This window comes from Pseudomonas sp. R1-7, from assembly GCF_051132105.1.
Taxonomy (GTDB): domain Bacteria; phylum Pseudomonadota; class Gammaproteobacteria; order Pseudomonadales; family Pseudomonadaceae; genus Aquipseudomonas.
In genome coordinates this window covers 4,056,749-4,075,494 of record NZ_CP071661.1, presented here as the reverse complement: position 1 = coordinate 4,075,494, position 18,746 = coordinate 4,056,749, and the positions used below count along the sequence as shown (strand labels likewise).

At 61.2% G+C, this 18,746-nt stretch carries 16 protein-coding genes; 10 read left to right on the top strand and 6 right to left on the bottom strand.

All coding sequences use genetic code 11. The features are described 5' to 3' along the window. Positions 1 to 49 precede the first annotated feature (49 nt). Both J3P79_RS18110 and J3P79_RS18105 read left to right on the top strand, forming a co-directional pair. On the top strand, positions 50 to 268 hold the full coding sequence (locus tag J3P79_RS18110; RefSeq protein ID WP_039588913.1) for a DUF1127 domain-containing protein: 219 nt from the start codon (positions 50 to 52) through the stop codon (positions 266 to 268). Between the two features lie 64 nt (positions 269 to 332). Then, positions 333 to 1,562: a winged helix-turn-helix domain-containing protein gene (locus J3P79_RS18105; protein WP_434604774.1), complete on the top strand. Its 1,230-nt coding sequence runs from the start codon at positions 333 to 335 to the stop codon at positions 1,560 to 1,562. A gap of 134 nt (positions 1,563 to 1,696) precedes the next feature. Here J3P79_RS18105 and J3P79_RS18100 read toward each other — a convergent pair whose 3' ends face one another. Then, complete coding sequence (locus J3P79_RS18100) at positions 1,697 to 3,043, bottom strand: class II 3-deoxy-7-phosphoheptulonate synthase (protein ID WP_039588915.1); 1,347 nt, start codon at positions 3,041 to 3,043, stop codon at positions 1,697 to 1,699. 141 nt (positions 3,044 to 3,184) lie between these two features. Here J3P79_RS18100 and J3P79_RS18095 point away from each other — a divergent pair, with 141 nt between their 5' ends. Beyond that, positions 3,185 to 3,940 (top strand): spermidine synthase, encoded by a 756-nt coding sequence (locus tag J3P79_RS18095; protein ID WP_434604772.1) that lies wholly within the window; start codon positions 3,185 to 3,187, stop codon positions 3,938 to 3,940. A gap of 382 nt (positions 3,941 to 4,322) precedes the next feature. Next, complete coding sequence (locus J3P79_RS18090; RefSeq protein ID WP_030141884.1) at positions 4,323 to 5,996, top strand: DEAD/DEAH box helicase; 1,674 nt, start codon at positions 4,323 to 4,325, stop codon at positions 5,994 to 5,996. 200 nt (positions 5,997 to 6,196) lie between these two features. Here J3P79_RS18090 and J3P79_RS18085 read toward each other — a convergent pair whose 3' ends face one another. Continuing rightward, a complete protein-coding gene (locus tag J3P79_RS18085) occupies positions 6,197 to 6,964 on the bottom strand; it encodes a DODA-type extradiol aromatic ring-opening family dioxygenase (RefSeq protein ID WP_434604770.1) in 768 nt (255 codons plus the stop codon). 104 nt (positions 6,965 to 7,068) lie between these two features. Here J3P79_RS18085 and J3P79_RS18080 point away from each other — a divergent pair, with 104 nt between their 5' ends. Beyond that, complete coding sequence (locus J3P79_RS18080) at positions 7,069 to 7,722, top strand: thiopurine S-methyltransferase (protein WP_434604768.1); 654 nt, start codon at positions 7,069 to 7,071, stop codon at positions 7,720 to 7,722. A 92-nt stretch (positions 7,723 to 7,814) separates the two neighbouring features. Here the strand turns inward: J3P79_RS18080 and htpX are convergent, their stop codons facing one another. Further along, a complete protein-coding gene (htpX, locus tag J3P79_RS18075) occupies positions 7,815 to 8,702 on the bottom strand; it encodes a protease HtpX (protein ID WP_003183732.1) in 888 nt (295 codons plus the stop codon). Between the two features lie 300 nt (positions 8,703 to 9,002). Continuing rightward, positions 9,003 to 10,214, bottom strand: coding sequence for a pyridoxal phosphate-dependent aminotransferase (locus J3P79_RS18070; protein ID WP_003183730.1), 1,212 nt, complete (start codon positions 10,212 to 10,214; stop codon positions 9,003 to 9,005). 220 nt (positions 10,215 to 10,434) lie between these two features. Here J3P79_RS18070 and msrB point away from each other — a divergent pair, with 220 nt between their 5' ends. The 3 genes from msrB (at position 10,435) to J3P79_RS18055 (ending at position 11,917) form a co-directional block, all read left to right on the top strand. Then, positions 10,435 to 10,830: a peptide-methionine (R)-S-oxide reductase MsrB gene (gene msrB / locus J3P79_RS18065; RefSeq protein WP_434604765.1), complete on the top strand. Its 396-nt coding sequence runs from the start codon at positions 10,435 to 10,437 to the stop codon at positions 10,828 to 10,830. 143 nt (positions 10,831 to 10,973) lie between these two features. Beyond that, on the top strand, positions 10,974 to 11,459 hold the full coding sequence (locus J3P79_RS18060) for a glutathione peroxidase (RefSeq protein WP_434604763.1): 486 nt from the start codon (positions 10,974 to 10,976) through the stop codon (positions 11,457 to 11,459). Beyond that, positions 11,456 to 11,917 (top strand): MarR family winged helix-turn-helix transcriptional regulator, encoded by a 462-nt coding sequence (locus J3P79_RS18055; RefSeq protein ID WP_434604761.1) that lies wholly within the window; start codon positions 11,456 to 11,458, stop codon positions 11,915 to 11,917. The genes J3P79_RS18060 and J3P79_RS18055 overlap by 4 nt, the downstream gene beginning before the upstream one ends. Here the strand turns inward: J3P79_RS18055 and J3P79_RS18050 are convergent. Beyond that, on the bottom strand, positions 11,901 to 14,222 hold the full coding sequence (locus tag J3P79_RS18050; protein WP_434604759.1) for a response regulator: 2,322 nt from the start codon (positions 14,220 to 14,222) through the stop codon (positions 11,901 to 11,903). The genes J3P79_RS18055 and J3P79_RS18050 overlap by 17 nt on opposite strands. A 163-nt stretch (positions 14,223 to 14,385) precedes the next feature. Between J3P79_RS18050 and J3P79_RS18045 the strand changes: the two genes are divergently transcribed. Together J3P79_RS18045 and J3P79_RS18040 are read left to right on the top strand one after the other, a co-directional pair. Beyond that, the gene (locus tag J3P79_RS18045; protein ID WP_434604757.1) at positions 14,386 to 15,276 is read left to right on the top strand and encodes an ATP-binding protein; all 891 of its coding nucleotides are present in this window, start codon (positions 14,386 to 14,388) and stop codon (positions 15,274 to 15,276) included. Beyond that, on the top strand, positions 15,273 to 15,755 hold the full coding sequence (locus J3P79_RS18040; protein WP_434604755.1) for a GAF domain-containing protein: 483 nt from the start codon (positions 15,273 to 15,275) through the stop codon (positions 15,753 to 15,755). The genes J3P79_RS18045 and J3P79_RS18040 overlap by 4 nt, the downstream gene beginning before the upstream one ends. Here the strand turns inward: J3P79_RS18040 and J3P79_RS18035 are convergent, their stop codons facing one another. Further along, positions 15,756 to 18,704: an HD domain-containing phosphohydrolase gene (locus J3P79_RS18035; RefSeq protein ID WP_434604753.1), complete on the bottom strand. Its 2,949-nt coding sequence runs from the start codon at positions 18,702 to 18,704 to the stop codon at positions 15,756 to 15,758. Between the last annotated feature and the right edge of the window lie 42 nt (positions 18,705 to 18,746).

Below are 18,746 nucleotides of genomic sequence, written 5' to 3'. Positions count from 1 at the left end.
TCTTACCGTTGGCGCGAGACTTGAGCCATCCCCAACGGAGGACATCACGATGAAAGGTCAGAAAGGTTATCTGCTGATAGACAAACTCTCCCACGGCTTCTCGGTCAGTGCCCTGCTGCATAAGGTTAGTCGCTGGTACGAATTACACCACGAACGTGAGTTGCTGGCCGGCATGAGCGACGAGGCCCTCAAGGACATCGGCGTGAGTCGCGCCGACGTGGAGCAGGAAGTGGTTCGGCCATTTTGGGATGACCCCATGCACAAATGAGCCATCCTTCCCTACACAAGCCCCTTATTGGTGAGGTAGGTTGCGAGCAGACAAGGAGATTCCCATGCCCGCGACGCTGTCCTTTACCCTCAAACAGGCCCGGCGTCTGGCGTTGGCCGCCCAAGGATTCGATGGGCGGCTGCCGTCAGCCTCGGTGCAACCCTCGCGCCTCAACCGCTTGATCGAACGCCTCGGCGTCCTGCAGATCGACTCCGTCAACGCGCTGGTGCGCGCGCATTACCTCCCGCTGTTCTCCCGACTCGGTCATTACGATCGCGATCTACTCGACCAGGCTGCCTGGAGCCAGGGCCGACGCCGCACCTTATTCGAATATTGGGGACATGAGGCTTCGCTGTTGCCGGTGGCGATGTATCCGTTGATGCGCTGGCGCATGGTGCGGGCGGCGCGCGGCGAAGGTATCTATCAACAACTGGCGCGTTTTGGGCGTGAGCAGCAGGATGTGATTCATCGTGTGCTGCAAGCGGTCCGGGACCAGGGCGCGATTGGCGCCGGCAGCTTGTCCACTCGCCAGGAGAAGGCCGGGCCGTGGTGGGACTGGAGCGCGGAAAAGCATGCGCTGGAATGGTTGTTCGCAGCGGGTGAGGTGACGGTGGCGGGGCGGCGTGGCTTCGAGCGGCTTTACGATTTGCCGGAACGGGTCCTGCCGAACTGCGTGCTGCAACAACCTCTGCCGGACGAAGCCCAGGCCCAGCGCGCTTTACTCATCCATGCTGCCGAAGCCTTGGGTGTCGGTACCGAAAAGGACTTGCGCGACTACTTTCGCCTGAGCCCGGCGGACGCCCGAGAGCGGCTCGCGGAACTGGAGGAGGCGGGCGAACTGCTACGTTGCCAGGTTGAGGACTGGAAGCAGCCAGCCTGGTGCCGACCCATCGTGAAAATTCCCCGCAAGGTCGCCGCCAGTGCGCTGCTATCGCCGTTCGATTCGCTGGTCTGGGAGCGCAGCCGCACCGAGCGGTTGTTCGACTTTCGCTATCGGCTTGAGATCTACACACCGGTGCACAAGCGCGTGTATGGCTATTACGTCCTGCCGTTTCTGCACAACGAGCGGATTGCGGCGCGAGTGGATTTGCGGGCGGAGCGGGCGTTGGGGCAATTGGCGGTGCATGCGGTGCACGAGGAATCGCCGGGGCTGGACGAGGAGGGGATGCAGGCCTTGGCGCTGAACTTGTGGCGCATGGCCAGGTGGCTGGGGCTGGAGCGGGTGCAGCTCAATTGCCAGCGGGTGAGTGGGGTGCGGTTGGCCCAGGCATTAGCTCAGTCAAGTGGTGACTGAACTGGCCATTTCGCGAGCAAGCCCGCTCCCACAAAGGATCTGTTGGGTTCACAAAATCAGTGACCGACTCGGTCCAATGTGGGAGCGGGCTTGCTCGCGAAAGCGATAGGCCAGGCACTACAAAACTGTCTGGCTCAGCGCCTCACCTGCTTCAATGTTTCAGCAATCAGGAAAGCCAATTCCAGCGACTGATCGGCATTCATTCGCGGGTCGCAGTGGGTGTGGTAACGGTCCGACAGGCCGTCTTCGGTGATCGGTCGCGCGCCGCCGATGCATTCGGTGACGTTCTGCCCGGTCATCTCGATGTGGATACCGCCGGCATAGGTGCCTTCCGCTTCATGGACCTGGAAGAACTGCTTCACTTCGCCCAGGATCTGCGCGAAATCACGGGTCTTGTAGCCGCTGCTGGCCTTGATGGTGTTGCCGTGCATCGGATCGGAGCTCCACAGCACTTGCTTGCCTTCGCGCTGCACGGCGCGCAGCAGCTGCGGCAGGTGATCGCCGACCTTGTTGGCGCCCATGCGCGCGATCAGGTTCAGTCGGCCCGGGTCGTTGTCCGGGTTGAGCACGTCGATCAGGCGGATCAGGTCATCAGGGTTCATGCTCGGGCCGACCTTGACCCCGATCGGGTTGTTCACTCCCCGCAGGAATTCGACATGGGCGCCGTCCAACTGACGGGTGCGGTCGCCGATCCATAGCATGTGGGCCGAGCAGTCGTAGTAGTCGTTGGTCAGGCTGTCGCGGCGCACAAAGGCTTCTTCGTAATTGAGCAGCAGCGCTTCATGGGCGGTGAAGAAACTGGTTTCGCGCAGTTGCGGCGAGCTGTCCATGCCGCAGGCGCGCATGAACGCCAGGGTTTCATCGATGCGGTCGGCCAGGTGGCTGTATTTTTCCGCCAGTGCCGAGTTGGCGATGAAGTCCAGGTTCCACTTGTGCACCTGATGCAGATCGGCAAAGCCGCCCTGGGCGAACGCCCGCAGCAGGTTCAGGGTCGCGGTGGACTGATGATAGGACTGCAGCAATCGCTCCGGATCCGGTACGCGGCTTTTCTCGTCGAAGCCGATGCCGTTGACGATGTCGCCCCGGTAGGCCGGCAAGGTCACGCCGTCGATGGTTTCGTCGTTGGCCGAGCGTGGCTTGGCGAACTGGCCGGCCATGCGCCCGACCTTGACCACCGGGCAACCAGCTGCAAAGGTCATGACGATCGCCATCTGCAGGAGCACCTTGAAGGTGTCGCGGATCTTGGCTGCCGAGAACTCGGCGAAGCTTTCGGCGCAGTCGCCACCCTGCAACAGAAAGGCCCGGCCCTGGGTGACTTCGGCGAACTGACGGCGCAACTCCCGGGCTTCACCGGCAAACACCAATGGCGGGTAACTGGCCAGGGTCTGCTCAACCTGCAACAGGTGCGCAGCGTCGGGGTAGCGGGGTTGCTGCTGGATCGGCAGGGCGCGCCAGCTGTCAGGGCTCCAGGGTTGGCTCATCATGATCTCTAGGTGATTTACGCTCGGGCGCTCATGTTATCAGCAAATTAGTACGTGACCTGTTCCGCTTGCTTCGCGGACAATCGCGCCTTTGCCCCGTATGCGCAGGCCCATGCCCGCTTGGCAACATCAGGAGATGAAATGACAGAGGAGCGCGTCGAGCATTTGCTCGCCGAGGTGCACGACGAGTTCGGGATGATCCGCGTGTTCGAAGTGGCCGACTACCGGTTTCTCGAATTCGGCGATGCAATCGAGCAGAGCTGCGTGTTCACAGCCGATCCGAGCTGGCTCGAATATGACTACACCCGCGCCATGCTCATTGGTGCGTTGTGTCACCAGCAGCCGGAAAGCGCGCTGTTCCTGGGGCTGGGCGCCGGCACCTTGACCCAGGCGTGCCTCAAGTTCCTGCCGCTGGAAGACGTCGAGGCGATCGAACTGCGCCCCGATGTACCGCGCCTGGCCATTGAATACCTGGGGCTGGATGATGATCCGCGTTTGTACATTCGCGTTGGCGATGCCTTGGAATTGCTTGAAACGGCCGAGTCGGCGGACCTGATTTTTGTCGACCTCTATACCGATGTCGGCCCGGGCGTCGGGCACTTGGCCTGGGGCTTCCTGGAAAACTGCCAGAAGCGCCTCAACCCCGGCGGCTGGCTGGTGATCAACCAATGGGCCACCGACGACGGCAAGCCGTTGGGCGCGGCATTGCTGCGTGGCCTTTATCACCGGCATTATTGGGAGCTGCCGGTGAAGGAGGGCAATGTGATCCTGATCGTGCCTGCGGACCTGGACCAGGAGCTGGACATGGACGGCTTGGTTGCACGAGCCGAGGGGCTGGCGCCGCGATTGGGTTATTCGTTGCAGTCGTTGATCAAGGCCATCCGCCCGGCGACGTGACACGAACTCCTGTAGCGAGGGGATAAATCCCCTCTCCACAGGAGTTCATCCCATCCGGAGATGAATCGTTTTAGCTGACGCCCCCCAACGGCTATCGCACAGAGCTCCGCCACACCTTCCGTCGATAAAAAAATCTCCCTTTTTGGGCGAATTCCGGTATAGTGCGCGCCGGCCTTTAGCCGGGCCGCGTCAAGGTAGCGCAATTCCCCGAAGCCAGCTTCGGTTGCATGTCCGCACAACGGATGCTTCCACGACGTTCTTTTTCATTCATTCGTTTTCGCAAATCCCCGCCGACAAAGCTGCCAGGGCGACTCTTGAGTCTCAACACGGCATGCGCAGCTTTGGAGCATGGGTCTTTGCGGATGCACTTAGAGGCAGACCCATGACCCAGGAAATCGGCGGCTTCGCCGCTCTTGAACTTCATCCCAATATTGTCGCTGCAGTAGTCGCTACCGGCTATGAAGAGCCTTCGGCCATTCAGCAGCAGTCGATCCCGATCATTCTCGCCGGTCACGATATGATTGGTCAGGCGCAAACCGGTACGGGTAAGACCGCCGCGTTCGCACTGCCGATCCTGCACCGCATTGATCCGTCCAAGCGCGAGCCGCAAGCTCTGATCCTGGCCCCAACCCGTGAGTTGGCGCTACAAGTTGCAACCGCTTTCGAAACCTACGCCAAGCAAATGCCGGGCGTGACTGTCGTGGCTGTCTACGGCGGCGCGCCGATGGGCCCACAACTGAAAGCAATCCGTAATGGCGCACAGATCGTTGTCGCCACCCCGGGCCGTCTGTGCGACCACCTGCGTCGCGACGAAAAAGTCCTCGCCACCGTGAACCACCTGGTTCTCGACGAAGCGGACGAAATGCTCAAGCTGGGCTTCATGGACGACTTGGAAGTCATCTTCAAGGCCATGCCTGAAACCCGTCAGACCGTCCTGTTCTCGGCTACCCTGCCGCAATCGATCCGTGCCATCGCCGAACGCCATCTGCGCGATCCGAAGCACGTGAAGATCCAGAGCAAGACCCAGACCGTCACCGCGATCGAGCAGGCTCACCTGCTGGTTCACGCCGACCAGAAGACCTCTGCCGTACTGAGCCTGCTGGAAGTCGAGGATTTCGACGCCCTGATCATGTTCGTCCGCACCAAGCAAGCAACCCTGGACCTGGCCAGTGCCCTGGAAGCCAAAGGCTACAAGGCCGCTGCGCTGAACGGCGACATTGCCCAGAACCAGCGTGAGCGCGTGATCGATTCCCTCAAGGATGGCCGCCTGGACATCGTTGTGGCGACCGACGTTGCTGCCCGTGGCCTCGACGTGCCGCGCATCACCCACGTGTTCAACGTGGACATGCCGTACGATCCGGAATCCTACGTTCACCGTATCGGCCGTACCGGTCGTGCTGGTCGCGAAGGTCGTGCGCTGCTGCTCGTTACCCCGCGTGAGCGCCGCATGCTGCAAGTGATCGAGCGTGTGACTGGCCAGAAGGTGGCTGAAGTTCGCCTGCCGGACGCCCAGGCCGTTCTCGATGCACGCATCAAGAAGCTGACCAACAGCCTGTCGCCGCTGGTGGCTGACGCCGAGTCGACCCACGGTGATCTGCTCGATCGCCTGACCGCTGATATCGGTTGCACCCCGCGTGCCCTGGCCGCAGCCCTGCTGCGCAAGGCAACCAACGGCCAAGCCCTGAACCTGGCTGCAATCGAGAAGGAACGTCCACTGGTGCCGAACAACGCACCGCGTGGCGACCGTCCTGAGCGCAGTGGTGATCGTCCGGACCGTGGTGATCGGGAGCGTCGTGCACCGATCCCGTTGGCCGAAGGCCGTGCCCGTTGCCGCACCGCGCTGGGCGCTCGTGATGGCATCGCCGCCAAGAACCTGCTGGGTGCAATCCTCAACGAAGGCGGCCTGGCCCGCGAAGCGATCGGTCGCATCCAGGTGCGTGACAGCTTCAGCCTGGTGGAACTGCCGGAAGATGGCCTGGAGAAGTTGCTGACCAAGCTCAAGGACACTCGCGTGGCCGGCAAGCAGCTCAAGCTGCGTCGCTACCGCGAGGATTGATCGACCTGCGGGTTGATTGATCGAGCATGAAAAAATCCCCGACTGGTTCGGGGGTTTTTTTCGCCTGTCGTTTGGCGTTTTTCAATGCGAGCGGCGGGGAGGCCAATCGCGAGCAAGCTCGCTCCCACAGGGGATTTGTGAGCGCCGAAGACCCAATGTGGGAGCGAGCTTGCTCGCGATTGGCGCGACTCGGTTTGCGATCAGTCGAACCGATAAATGTCCATCCCCAGCGTGCCCATGGTAAATCCTGCATGGGCAACGCTGAATGTCCCCCCGGCTCCCCGGGCAAAATACAGTGGCAACAAATGTTCATCGCTGGGATGGCTGCGCACGGCATTGGGCGCCTGTCGGCGGTAATCGTGCAGCGCAGGCTCGTCGTTGGCCGCCAGTTGCTCGACCATCCAATCGCGAAACGCCTTGGCCCACGGCTCGATGCTGTCGGGGCCGGCATTCCAATCCAGGTCGCGCAGGTTGTGCGTAATGCTACCGGAACCGATCACCAGCACGTCCTGCTCGCGAAGGCTCGCCAACGCGCGGCCGACTCGCGTTTGCAGCGTCGGACCCTGACCGCTAGGCAAAGAGATCTGTACCACGGGAATATCCGCCTCCGGGTACATCAACGACAACGGCACCCAGACGCCATGGTCGGATGGCCGCTGAGGGTCGAGGCGTGCCGGCAGATGCGCGGCGTTGAGCATGTCTGCCACCTGTTTCGCCAGCCGAGGATCGCCAGGCGCCGGGTATTGCACGTCATACAGTGCCGGCGGAAAACCGCCGAAGTCGTGCCAGGTGCGCGGCTGCGGATTGGCGCTGACCAGCAACTCATCGCTCTCCCAATGAGCCGAGACTACGATAATGGCCTTGGGCCTGGGCAGTTGCGCGGCCAGGCGAGCCAGGGCCGGGCCGCTTTCGCCGGGTTCCAGGGCGAGCATGGGTGAGCCATGGGAGATAAACAGGCTGGGCAGCATGAGCGGGCTCCTGAGCGTTAAGATGTGTCATCTTCTGTCAGGTCAATGATCTAAATCTAATATAAGTTTTAAGCTGTTTTGATCGAATTTATGGAGCGAACCCCATGGATCCCGAGTTTTGGCATAAGCGCTGGTCCGCCAATCAGATTGGCTTCCATCTGCCGCAAGTGAACCCTTACCTTCAGCGTTTCTGGCCCCAGTTGGGATTGCCTGAAGAGACGCGAGTGCTGGTGCCCCTGTGCGGTAAGACCCTGGATATGCTGTGGTTGGCGGAGCAGGGTTGCTCAGTGCTCGGCGTGGAACTGTCGGAAAAAGCCGTCACCGACTTTTTCCGGGAGCACCAGCTTGAGCCGAACGTGAGTGAGGAGGGCGCTTTCAAGGTATTTCGTGCCGGTGCCATCGAAATTCGCTGCGGTGACTTCTTTGCTTTGACGCCTTTGGATGTCGCTGATTGCGCGACATTGTATGACCGCGCGGCATTGATCGCCTTGCCGGCGCCGATGCGCGAGCGGTACGTGGCCCACTTGCAGCGGATATTGCCAGACTGCGTCGGACTGTTGATTACGCTCGATTACAACCAGGACGAAATGCCTGGACCCCCCTTTTCCGTTGGGCATGACGAGGTGCAGCGGTTGCTGGGTGGGGGCTGGCAGCTGGAGGTCTTGCTGGAGCAGGATGTGTTGCAAGAGAGCTGGAAATTCTTGCAGGCAGGTGTGAAGCGGTTGGATGAGCGGGTGTATCTCCTTTCCAGGCTTTGATGTGTGGTGCTTATGACAGGCCAGGCACCGCATGGATCGTTAGCCACAAAAAAGCCCGCATTGCTGCGGGCTTTCCTTTGAGGCTCTAGCGATCAACCACGGCGACGCAGTGCGTCGATTCGCTCTTCCAGCGGCGGGTGGCTCATGAACATGCGAGCCAGGCCCTGCTTGATGCCGCCGTTGATGCCAAAGGCATTCAAGGTGTCGGGCATGTGCACCGGCAGGCCTTGCTCGGCCCGCAGGCGCTGCAGGGCGCCGATCATGGCGCTGGTGCCGGCCAGTCGTGCACCGGCGTCATCGGCGCGGAATTCGCGTTTACGCGAGAACCACATGACGATGGCGCTGGCGAGGATGCCCAGTACCAGCTCGGCGAAAATGGTCGCCACGTAATAGGCGATGCCCTGGCCTTCTTCGTTCTTGAAGATCACCTTGTCGACAAAGTTGCCGATGATACGGGCGAAGAACATCACGAAGGTGTTCACCACGCCCTGGATCAACGCCAAGGTCACCATGTCGCCGTTGGCCACGTGGCCGATCTCGTGGGCCAGCACGGCCTTGACTTCGTCCGGCGAAAACCGTTCGAGCAGGCCCTGGCTAACCGCGACCAGGGCGTCGTTCTTGTTCCAGCCGGTGGCAAAGGCATTGGCCTCGTAGGCCGGGAAAATCCCGACTTCGGGCATCTTGATACCGGCTTCACGGGACAGCTGCTCTACTGTCTGCAGCAGCCATTGTTCGTGGCGAGTGCGCGGCTGGCTGATGATCTGGGTGCCGGTGCTCATCTTCGCCATCCACTTGGAGATGAACAGCGAGAACAGGGAACCGGCGAAACCGAACACCGCACAGAAGATCAGCAGCTGATTGAGGTTGAGATCAACCCCGTTGGCCGCCATGAACCCGTTGAAGCCGAAAAGGCTCAGGGTGATGCTGGCAATCAGCACGACCGCCAGGTTAGTGGCCAAAAACAGCAGGATGCGCATCATGGTGGTAGCAATCTCCTCATGCTAAAGATGTAGCGTTATGCGGGGTATATAAGGTGCTGCCGCGGGCTATTCAACTCGCCTACTATTTCAAACTGTGTCCTACACGCATCCTAAATGTTTGAAAGACTTTTCTGAAAGTCGTCGCGGAATTGAGATTTGACGTCCGTGCCCTCTGAACGTTGAGTATCCTCTTCTACCGGACGCCCGATTCCCAGTGTAGAAGGCCGGCCGGCGAGCGAAGAACGGATGTGTTGCTGAATCAGACAGCGTGCGAGGCGAGGCCCTCGCACGCTGGCCGGACTACTGGCGGTAGGACTTGAGAAAGTTGCCGATGCGGCCGATGGCCTGGTCGAGGTCGTCGACCCGTGGCAGGGTCACGACGCGGAAATGATCCGGCCAAGGCCAGTTGAACGCCGTGCCCTGGACGACCAGCAGCTTCTCGGACAGCAGCAGGTCGAGGACGAATTTCTCGTCGTTGTGGATTGGGCAGACTTTCGGGTCGATCCGCGGGAACGCGTACAAGGCGCCCATCGGCTTGACGCAGCTGACGCCAGGGATGTCGTTGAGCAATTCCCAGGTACGGTTGCGTTGCTCCAGCAGCCGGCCCTGGGGCAGGACCAGGTCGTTGATGCTCTGGTAGCCGCCCAGCGCCGTCTGGATCGCGTGCTGGCTCGGCACGTTGGCGCACAGGCGCATGTTGGCCAGCATGTCGATGCCTTCGATGTAGCTCTGGGCGTGATGCTTGGGACCGGAAATGGCGATCCAGCCGGAGCGGAAGCCGGCGACGCGATAGGACTTGGACAAACCGTTGAAGGTCAGGCAAAGAAGGTCCGGCGCCAGGGAGGCGGTGCAGATGTGTACGGCGTCGTCGTACAGGATCTTGTCGTAGATCTCGTCGGAAAACACCACCAGGTTGTGCTGGCGGGCCAGTTCCAGCATGCCCAGCAGCACTTCCCGGGAATAGACAGCGCCGGTCGGGTTGTTCGGGTTGATGATCACCAGGGCCTTGGTGTTGGGCGTGATCTTGGCCTTGATGTCCGCCAGGTCGGGAAACCAATTGGCCTGTTCATCGCACAAGTAATGCACCGGATTGCCGCCGGACAGGCTCACGGCAGCAGTCCACAACGGATAGTCCGGCGCCGGTACCAGCACTTCGTCGCCGTTGTTGAGCAGGGCCTGCATGGACATCACGATCAACTCGGACACGCCGTTGCCCAGGTAGATATCCTCGATGCCGATGCCTTCGACCTGTTTCTGCTGGTAATACTGCATCACCGCCTTGCGCGCACTGAACAGGCCTTTGGAGTCGCTGTAGCCCTGGGCGGTCGGCAGATTGCGGATGACATCCTGGAGGATCTCATCGGGCGCTTCGAAACCAAAGGGCGCCGGGTTGCCGATGTTCAGCTTGAGGATGCGGTGGCCTTCCTCTTCCAGGCGTTTGGCGTGCTTGAGCACCGGGCCGCGAATGTCGTAGCAGACGTTGGCGAGCTTGTTCGATTTGCTGACCTGCATGGCGATGTGTTCCCGAAAATGAACGATCCAGGTGGCAGATGAACTACCGTACTGGGGATCCTGCGTCTGTGCGCGGGCCGGACGCGGTAGATGCGCCACAATCCATTTGAATGCGCATGACGTGACTGCCAGACTGGCGCCTGACGAGGCGCAATCATACGTGCCGCCCGATCTGCGGAAAAGCGTCGGATCGGGCTTTTTCAATTGCCGAGGTAGGACGATGGAAAAGTTGGAGAAAACCCTTGAAGAATGGCGTGAGATGCTCGATCCGGAGCAATACAACGTCTGCAGGCTCAAAGGCACCGAGCGACCGTTCTCAGGCAAGTACAACCAGACCAAGACCGAAGGCGTTTACCACTGTATTTGCTGCAACGAACCGCTGTTTGATTCGACGACCAAGTTCGATTCGGGCTGTGGCTGGCCGAGTTTCTACGCGCCGATCGAAGGCAGTGCGGTGGTGGAAGTGCGGGATGTCAGCCATGGCATGATCCGCACCGAGGTGGTCTGCGCCAAATGCGACGCGCACCTGGGCCACGTGTTCCCCGACGGGCCGCCACCCACCGGCTTGCGTTATTGCATCAACTCGGTGTGCCTGGATCTGGTGCCGCGCGAGTAAATTCGGTGCGGCCTTCGTGGCGAGGGAGCAAGCCCCCTCGCCGCAAGAGCCGTATGGTTTTATTGAGGGGGCCGGATAATTAAATTGCACGCAATTTAATTGCTCGCTATCTTCGACCTCCCAACCTTCCAGGAGCCGCCCTCGTGACTGACAATTTGCTGAGCATTCCCTGCACCACCATCAAGGGTGAACAAAAGACCCTTGCCGATTTCGCCGGCAAGGCCGTTTTGGTGGTCAATACGGCCAGTCAATGTGGCTTCACCCCGCAGTACAAAGGGCTCGAGGCGCTGTGGCAGTCCTACAAGGACCAGGGGCTGGTGGTGCTGGGTTTCCCCTGCAATCAGTTCGGCAAGCAGGAGCCAGGCAACGAAGGCGCCATTTCCGAGTTTTGCGAGCTCAATTTTGGCGTGAGCTTTCCGCTGTTCAAGAAAGTCGAGGTCAACGGCGCCAATGCCCATCCATTGTTCGTCCAGCTCAAGCAGCGGGCGCCTGGCGTGCTGGGGTCCAAGGGCATCAAATGGAATTTCACCAAGTTCCTGATCGGCAAGGACGGCCAAGTGGTCAAGCGCTTTGCCCCGACCACCAAGCCCCAGGACCTCACCGCTGAGATCGAAGCCCTGCTCAAATGAATGATCTGTCAGTCGATACGCTGAAGCTCGACAGCCAGCTGTGCTTCAAGTTGTACGCCGCATCGCGGGCGGTGATTCGCGGCTACAAGCCGATGCTGGAACAGCTTGGCCTGACCTATCCGCAATACCTGGTAATGCTCGTACTGTGGGAATGGCAGGACAACACGCCGGAGCAGCCGACTGTAAAAGCCCTGGGCGAACGCTTGCTGCTCGATTCCGGCACGCTGACGCCGCTGCTAAAGCGTTTGGAACAACTGGAGCTGGTCCAGCGCCAGCGTTCGGCCCGTGATGAACGCGAGGTGCACTTGAGCCTGTCGGAAGGCGGAAAGGCCTTGCGTGAGCAAGTTGGCCCGCTCAAGGCTCGCTTGTTGTGCGACAGCGGCGTTGATCTGGATCGCTTGGGTGGCCTGCGCGACGGCCTGGACCACCTGTTGAGCCAGATCAAAGCGCTGACGTAGTGGGCACCCATTGGTCCAGCAATGTGGCCAGTTCTTCGCGGCGGAACGGCTTGGACAGATAATCGCTCATGCCGGCGGCCCGGCAGCGCTCCCGTTCCTCGGGCATGGCGTTGGCCGTCAGCGCGACAATCGGCAGGTTCGGCCAGCGCCCGCTACGGCGGATCTGCCGGCTGGCTTCGTAACCGTCCATGACCGGCATGTTGCAGTCCATCAAGACGAGGTCGAATTCCCGTTGTTCAAGCTGCTCCAGGCCCTCGGCGCCATGGGCCGCCACAACCACTTCGCACCCCAGTTTGACCAACATGCCCTTGGCCACCAGTTGGTTGACGGGGTTGTCTTCCACCAGCAGCACGCGGGCACGCAAGGTAGGGGCCGAGGTTTCGATCTGCGCCTCATTGATCGTGGTCGCCTCGCTTTGCAGGGCGCGACGCAAGATCTGGTAAAGCGCGTGGCGCGCCAGCGGCCGGGCCTGTTGCAGCAAGGGGGCAAGGGCGCTCGCTTCTTCGCTGGGCATGAAACTGCCGTAGGCGGTGACCAACAGGATGGGGGCGTCGAAGGTCGGTCGCAGGTTGAACAGGCATTCCGGGCAATCGGTCACCAGGATATCGGGATTGAGCCCCAGCAGCCCATCATCCACGGAGCGCTGGACGTAATCCAATCCCCAGGCAGGCAGCAACATGCCCAGCAATTCGGCCAGCCCGCTGCTGGCGGTGGTGATGGCGATGACGTTGCCGCGCAAGGGCTCGATGGGGGCGGCGGGGGTATGGCAAGGCAGCGGCAGCTCGGCGCAGAACTGGCTGCCGAAGCCGGCTTCGGAGATGATCGTCAGCCGGCCCTGCATGGCTTCGCAGAGGTTGTAGGTCAATGCCAGCCCCAACCCGGTGCCGCCGAACTGGCGAGTAATGCCGGCGCCGGCCTGGGTGAACGGCTGGAGAATCCGCGCCTGGGCCTCCTGGGGGATGCCGATGCCGGTGTCGCAGACTTCGATCCGCACGCCGCCTTCGTACTGGCTCAAGCGCACATCGACCCGGCCGAAGCGGGTGAACTTCAAGGCGTTGGACAGCAGGTTGCTGACGATTTGGCGGACGCGGGTCGGGTCGCCCAGCACCTGCGCGGGAAACTGCGGATCGATCAGGCACGCCAGCTCGACGCTCGGGGCGGCATTTTGTGAGAGCAGGTTGGCGGTGTCTTCAATCAGCGACCCCAGGTCGAATGGAATGCGTTCGAGTTCCAATTGACCGGCGTCGAATTTGGACAGGTCGAGGATATCGTTAAGCAGCTCCACCAGTACTTTGCCCGAGTCGTGGGCAATCGACAGTTGTTGCTGTTGTTCGGCGGTCAGCGGGCCATCCAGCGACAGCGCGATCATCCCGAGCAGGCCGTTGAGTGGCGTGCGGATCTCATGGCTCATGTTGGCAAGGAATGCGGACCGTGCGTCGGCCATGTCCAGGGCGGTACGCCGGGCCACTTCCAGCTCTTGGTTGGACTGGCTGAGGCGGGCGTTGATGGCCTTGAGTTCGGCGGTGCGCGCCGAAACGATGTTTTCCAGTTGCGCCAGGTAATCGGTGAGGCGATTTTCAGCCGTGCGCCGCTGCTGGATCTCGGTGGAAATATTTTCGAACTGTTGGTTGGCGACCGATACCAGCACGCCGATTTCATCGTATTGATGGCCGGAAGGGCATTCCAGCGGGCTCTGTTCGAGGGTGCCGGGATCGCGACTGCTCAGCTCGCGGATGACCCTCACCAACGGCTTTGTGAGCATGACGTAGAACAGCGCCAGCAGCAGGCCGGTCAGGATCAGGCTGCGGGCGAAACCGTTGAGCAGGGTGATCTCGGCCCGACGCAGGAAGCGACTGCCAAACGAATACGTGTCGACATCCAACCGCAACACACCCAGGGATTCTGCGGGCAGATGGTTCAGGTAGAGCCGGTCTTCGAACTGGCGTTGGGCGCCAAAGAGAAAGTCACTGATGAATCGGTAGCTGCTCTGCAATTCGGGGCGCTTGACGCTGGCCAGGACCGTATTGTTGTTGTCGATCAGTTCGGCGCCGATGACGGCCGGTGAGCGCAACAGGCCCAGGGCCAGTTCTTGGGCAAGCTCGGCGTCAATGTTGTAGGCGATGCGCGAGGCCGGGTTGTGACTGATTTCCAGCAACGAAAGGATTTCACGGTTGATCGACGCGTCTTCGCTGGCATAATCGATGCCGATCTGCACCAGGCTCAACAAGGTGCCCAGCACGAAACCCACCAGGACGGTCAGTCGGGCCTGTTTGTACGACAGACGTTGGGTGAACCTGATGTCCATGGAATGGTGAACCACTTACGTTTCCCTTCGCCGGTCAAGCATAGCTGATCATCTCTGAATACCGGTGCGACCGGTGTGTAGTGTGTGAAACAGACCCGCCATCGGCTTCGTCGTTTCGTCGCTGTAGCGTCATCATTACTGTGAACTTGTCCGAGGAGAAGACGTGGACGCCCGATTGATTGCTTTTCTTGAGCGCGCCGATGCGATGCTGGCCCGTATCGAGCCCCTGTTGCCCGCGCCACGGCCCGCCATCGACTGGACCCAGACCCTGGCCGCCCGTTGGCAACGCGACGGGCGCGGCGGTTTCCTGCTGCCGCTGCAGGTCAGCCTCGACATGCGGTTGTCGGACCTGATCGGTGTGGATCGCCAGGTCGAACAGTTGGGGCGCAACACCCGGCAATTCATCGATGGCATGCCGGCCAACCATGCGTTGCTCTGGGGCTCGCGCGGCACAGGCAAATCGTCCCTGGTGCGGGCGTTGCTGGCCGAACATGCCGGCCAGGGGCTGCGCTTGATCGAGATCGAGCGCGATCATTTGGCCGATCTGCCTCGGGTGGTCGAGCAGGTGGCGAAATTGCCCCAGCGCTTCGTGGTGTTCTGCGACGACTTGTCGTTCGAATCCGGCGAAGGTGATTACCGCGTGCTCAAGAGCGTACTCGACGGTTCCCTCGAACAAGCCCCGGACAACGTGTTGCTGTACGCCACCTCGAACCGCCGCCACCTGGTGCCGGAAAAGGAAAGCGACAACGAGAACTGGAAGCGGGTCGACGGCGAGCTTCATCCCAGTGAAGCGGTGGAGGACAAGATCGCCTTGTCCGACCGCTTCGGTCTCTGGCTGTCGTTTTACCCCTTTACCCAAGAGCATTTCCTCGACGTGGTGGAGCATTGGATCGGCGAGCTCGCGGCGAAGGCCGGGCTGGCCTGGCAACGTGACGAAGCGTTGGAAATACAGGCGGTTCGCTGGGCGACCGGACGTGGCAATCGCAACGGGCGCTGCGCCTATCAATTTGCCCGTTATTGGGTGGGCCTCAAACTCCTGGAGCACAACGCATGATCGATTTGAAGAGCACCGGCGAAGGCCTCGAAGGCTATGGCTTGTTATCGGCACAGCTGCAATCGCTGCTGGCGGATGAGCGCGATTTCATTGCCAACGCGGCACAGTTCTCGGCCTTTCTGTTCAGTCAGCTGGACGACCTCAACTGGGCTGGTTTTTACCTCAATCGCAACGATGGACTGGTGCTGGGTCCGTTCCAGGGGCAGATCGCCTGTGTACGGATTCCCTTTGGCCGCGGCGTGTGTGGAGCCGCTGCGGCAAGCCGCCAGACCCAGCGCGTCGAGGATGTCCATGCCTTTCCCGGGCACATCGCCTGCGACAGTGCCTCGAACAGTGAGTTGGTGGTGCCGTTGGTCAAGGACGGACGCCTGATCGGCGTGCTGGACCTGGACAGTCCGAAACTGGCGCGCTTTACCGAGCATGACCAGGCCGGCATCGAACAATTGGCCGCGATATTCCTGCGCCTGACCGATTGCTGATCATGCGGTCAGTCCTGCCTTGGCCAGCAGGCTGTCCGGGTCGATTTCATCGATCTGGCGTGGGTCAAGAAACGCCTCGGCATAGCGCAGGTAGATCCTTTCCTCGATGAACAACCCGAACAGCTCGGGATCGATATGGGCGTCGCGGCACATGGTGGCCATGATGCCCAGGGCTTCGCTCAGCTTCTTGGCTTTTTTATACGGGCGATCAGCCGCCGTCAGGGCTTCGAAAATATCCGCGATCGCCATCATTCGAGCCGGCAGGCTCATCTGCTCGCGCTTCAATCGCTTGGGATAACCGGTGCCGTCCATTTTCTCGTGATGGCCGCCGGCAATTTCCGCAACGTTTTCCAAGTGGCTGGGGAAGGGTAACTGGCTGAGCATCAGGATCGTCTGGACCATGTGATGGTTGATCACGTAGCGCTCTTCGCGAGTGAGCGTGCCACGCGTGATGCTGAGGTTGTAGAGTTCGCCGCGGTTGTATTTCCAGGTCGGTACATCGAGCTGGAAGCCCCAGGGATTGTCCGCCGGAATCAGCTCGGCCTCATGCCGCTCGAACAGATGCTCGGGTTTGTCCGCCAGCAATGGTTCAACGACGGGCAGCGTCGGCTTGGGCGTGCGCGCCTGGCGGCGGTTCTCTTCCCAGGAAACCCCCAGGCGATCGTCCAGGGTCCGGGTCCATGTGCGCCGGGCGATGTGTTTCAGGCGTTGCAGGTCGGCATCGGCCATGGCTTCGGAGCCGAGGTTGCAACGTGCGACGAAGGCGAAGTCATCGTCGAGGGCGGCCAGTGTCGCGTCGCGTTGCGCGGCCAGGGGTGAGGCGTCGCCTCCAGCTGCCAGTGCCTGCCAATAGTCGACCCAGGCGTCGCGCTTGAGGACTTCGAAGCGGGTGCGGATCTCGTGGATGCGATCGTTCAGGGTTTCCAGCTTGGTGGCTTTGTCCACCACGTATTCGGGTGTGGTGACCTTGCCACAGTCGTGTAGCCAGGCAGCGATGTGCAGCGCCTCCCATTCGTCTTCGGTCGGCTGGTAGCCTTCGAACGCTGGCGCCGGGCTGGCGGCAGCGGCCTGGGCGAGCATCAGCGTCAGGGCCGGTACTCGCTGGCAATGGCCGCCGGTGTAGGGGCTTTTGGCATCGATCGCGCCGGCAAGCAACTGTATGAATGAGTCGAGCAGTTGCTTTTGCCTGGCTTGCAGGCGCTGGCTTTCGATGCTCACCGTCGCGGTGCCGGACACGGCCTGCAGGAATGCGATGCGGTCCGGCTGGAGTTTTTCCAGGTCCGCTTCGGTGCCTGTGTCAGTGATCAACAAGACCAGCGCGCCGACGGTTTCCTGATGACGATTGCACAAGCGAATGCCGATCAGGTGGACCCGTGGCGCGTCCAGCGCAAGCAGGACACTGCGCAAGTCGGCCGCCTGCTCGAAGCCCAGGGATGAAACCAGTGTTTGCGCGGTGGCCAGTTCACGAAGCCACTGGGGGTTGTCCGCGGCGCCCAACCCATAGCCTCGCAGCGCGAAGGTTTGCGGATCCCGAGGCGATCCGTCGATGACCAGTCCGTAGGGCTTGATGTGCTCGCCATCGCTCTCGCGCAGATAGATCAGGCCGGCTTGGGCCTGGGCGATTTTCACGGTCTCGAACAGCACGCGCTCCAGTAGCGGGGCGAAGCGGGTTTCGGCGCGCAGGCTGGCAGTGATCTCGAAAAAACTCGCCAGGGTTTCTTTCATGCGGGCCATCGAAACGCCTAATTGATCGACTTCCAGAACGGGGGAACGACGAGACACCGGGTAATTGAAATTGAAACTGCGGATGGCATCGGCTTCTTGCACCAGGGCACGCAATGGCTTGACCAGTATCCTGGAGGTCAGCCAGCCCAAGGGCAGGCACAGCAGCAAGGTGGCGAGGGTGATCAGCGCGCCTTGCCAGCGCATGCGATAGGCACCGGCCAGCAATTCGTCTTCCGGAACCAGCAAAGCCAGTTCCAGTCCCTTCGGCCCGCCTTCCTGCATGTGACTGCGAGAAACGATCCACTCGCGGCCCAACGCCTCCAGGCGCGGTGTGTCGGCGTCGTTGTCGAGCGCTGCGGCAATGGCGGGGTGCAGGTCACGTGCCTTGATCAGGCGTGCCGTCTGGTTGTCGGTGATCAACCGGTCGCTGTCGGGGTACCCCACTGCGTTGCCTTGGAGATCGACCAGGACAATTTCGGTGCCGGCGGTCACCTTGTGCTTGGCCAACGTCTGGGAGAGGGCGGCCAGGGTCAGGTCCGCACCGATGACCGCCTGATCGCCACTTCGACGGGCCAGGGTCGTGCCGATGTTGCGACTGGAAAAAAACACGTAGGGCTCGGTGGTGATCTGTTCGTTGCTGTCCATTGCGCTGCGAAACCAGCTGCGGCTGCGCGGATCGAACGTCTCGCCGGGGTTGTCGCGACGGCCGATGAGCGTCAGGTCCTGGTCGTAGAACAGCGACTGGGAAAGCACCTGGACTTCATTGCCCGGACGCTCGACGGTCCAGACCTCATAGCGTGCAGCGGCCGGTGCCTTGAGCGCGGTTTTTGCGGCGTCTGTACGCAAAGGCCGGACCATCAGGAAATTGCCATTGCGATCGCCCAGGTACAGCGATGCCAGGTTCGGGTTGTCCCGCAGTGCCTGGGTGAAAGGACCGAGCAAGGCCAGTCGCTGAGCCATCTGGGGCTCTTGGGTCGCCGGGTAGTGGGCCAGCAGGCCCAGCAGATGGCGGATCGGTTCATAGGTGTCGTAAAGGTCCAGGCGAACGTCCTGTTCGATTCGATTGAACAGCTGTTCGCTGCTGGACAGGATAATCTGGGTGGTCTGCCGGTAGTTGAAGACGCCCAGCACCACACCGGTCAGCAGCAGGAGCAGCGTGAACATCACGCTGATATGAACGTGCAGGGGAAACCGACGTTTTTGCGGACGCGGTGCGCTGGGCATTTCCGTCACTCCAAGTGTTGGGGGAGATCGCCCCCGGCTACG

What these genes read in the sequence shown, in the direction of transcription:
- J3P79_RS18055 (WP_434604761.1), top strand. Translation starts at nt 11,456, where the DNA reads ATGAATGATCTGTCAGTCGATACGCTGAAGCTCGACAGCCAGCTGTGC.
- J3P79_RS18090 (WP_030141884.1), top strand. Translation starts at nt 4,323, where the DNA reads ATGACCCAGGAAATCGGCGGCTTCGCCGCTCTTGAACTTCATCCCAAT.
- J3P79_RS18070 (WP_003183730.1), bottom strand. Translation starts at nt 10,214, where the DNA reads ATGCAGGTCAGCAAATCGAACAAGCTCGCCAACGTCTGCTACGACATT.
- J3P79_RS18040 (WP_434604755.1), top strand. Translation starts at nt 15,273, where the DNA reads ATGATCGATTTGAAGAGCACCGGCGAAGGCCTCGAAGGCTATGGCTTG.
- msrB (WP_434604765.1), top strand. Translation starts at nt 10,435, where the DNA reads ATGGAAAAGTTGGAGAAAACCCTTGAAGAATGGCGTGAGATGCTCGAT.
- J3P79_RS18050 (WP_434604759.1), bottom strand. Translation starts at nt 14,222, where the DNA reads ATGGACATCAGGTTCACCCAACGTCTGTCGTACAAACAGGCCCGACTG.
- J3P79_RS18110 (WP_039588913.1), top strand. Translation starts at nt 50, where the DNA reads ATGAAAGGTCAGAAAGGTTATCTGCTGATAGACAAACTCTCCCACGGC.
- J3P79_RS18095 (WP_434604772.1), top strand. Translation starts at nt 3,185, where the DNA reads ATGACAGAGGAGCGCGTCGAGCATTTGCTCGCCGAGGTGCACGACGAG.
- htpX (WP_003183732.1), bottom strand. Translation starts at nt 8,702, where the DNA reads ATGATGCGCATCCTGCTGTTTTTGGCCACTAACCTGGCGGTCGTGCTG.
- J3P79_RS18080 (WP_434604768.1), top strand. Translation starts at nt 7,069, where the DNA reads ATGGATCCCGAGTTTTGGCATAAGCGCTGGTCCGCCAATCAGATTGGC.
- J3P79_RS18105 (WP_434604774.1), top strand. Translation starts at nt 333, where the DNA reads ATGCCCGCGACGCTGTCCTTTACCCTCAAACAGGCCCGGCGTCTGGCG.
- J3P79_RS18100 (WP_039588915.1), bottom strand. Translation starts at nt 3,043, where the DNA reads ATGAGCCAACCCTGGAGCCCTGACAGCTGGCGCGCCCTGCCGATCCAG.
- J3P79_RS18035 (WP_434604753.1), bottom strand. Translation starts at nt 18,704, where the DNA reads ATGCCCAGCGCACCGCGTCCGCAAAAACGTCGGTTTCCCCTGCACGTT.
- J3P79_RS18085 (WP_434604770.1), bottom strand. Translation starts at nt 6,964, where the DNA reads ATGCTGCCCAGCCTGTTTATCTCCCATGGCTCACCCATGCTCGCCCTG.